The following is a 655-nucleotide window of genomic DNA, read 5'->3' as shown; positions in this document are numbered from 1 at the left end:
CCCCTATGCTTGCCGGGAGTCAGTTTTTCTGATCGGCAGCAGCTCGTCAACGCGGCTGTTGGGCCACGTGGGCAGTTTCTCCAACGTGTCAGTCAGCCAGGCCATGGGCTCGAGTCCGTTGGCCTTCGCGGTGGCGAGCAGCGACTGGATTGCGGCGGCGCGGCGGCCGGCGGCTTCCGAACCGGCGAAGAGCCAATTCTTCTTGCCTAGGGCGATCGGCCGGATGGCATTCTCAATCGGATTATTGTCGATGGGCAGGTCGCCGCGCGTGGCATAGCGCGACAGCGCCGGCCAACGCCTCAGACTGTAGTCGAGGGCGCGTGCGAGCGCGGAGCCGTCGGCGGCACGCTGGCGGGTGGCGAGCAGCCACAGATGCAGCGCCTCCAGACGCGGCACGGCGTGCTGCGCGCGCAGCGCGGCACGCGCCGCGGGCGTGGCCTCGCGCGCGCTTTGTTCAAGCGCGTACAGCTCACCGATGCGGCTGAGCGCCTCGGCCGCTTCCGGACTTTGGTTGGCCGCGTGCAGATCGAAGAATTTCCGTCTCGCATGGGCAAGACATCCAAGCTCGGTTACGCCGCCCGCCCACAATGCCTTGTAGCCGGAATACTCATCGACCATCAGCCAACCAATCCAGTCCCTGAGAAAGTCGCGCGGA

Annotated in this window: 1 protein-coding gene; it reads right to left on the bottom strand. The window is 66.4% G+C overall.

What is annotated here, in order from left to right; genetic code table 11:
- Nucleotides 1-3: 3 nt before the first annotated feature.
- A partial coding sequence (locus PuT2_RS15640) for an IS66 family transposase (RefSeq protein WP_143516250.1) occupies nt 4-655 on the bottom strand: 652 nt, incomplete at its 5' end.

Source organism: Pusillimonas sp. T2 (assembly GCF_002236805.1).
In the GTDB taxonomy this organism is placed as follows: domain Bacteria; phylum Pseudomonadota; class Gammaproteobacteria; order Burkholderiales; family Burkholderiaceae_B; genus Neopusillimonas.
This window is presented reverse-complemented; position numbering and strand designations above follow the sequence as displayed.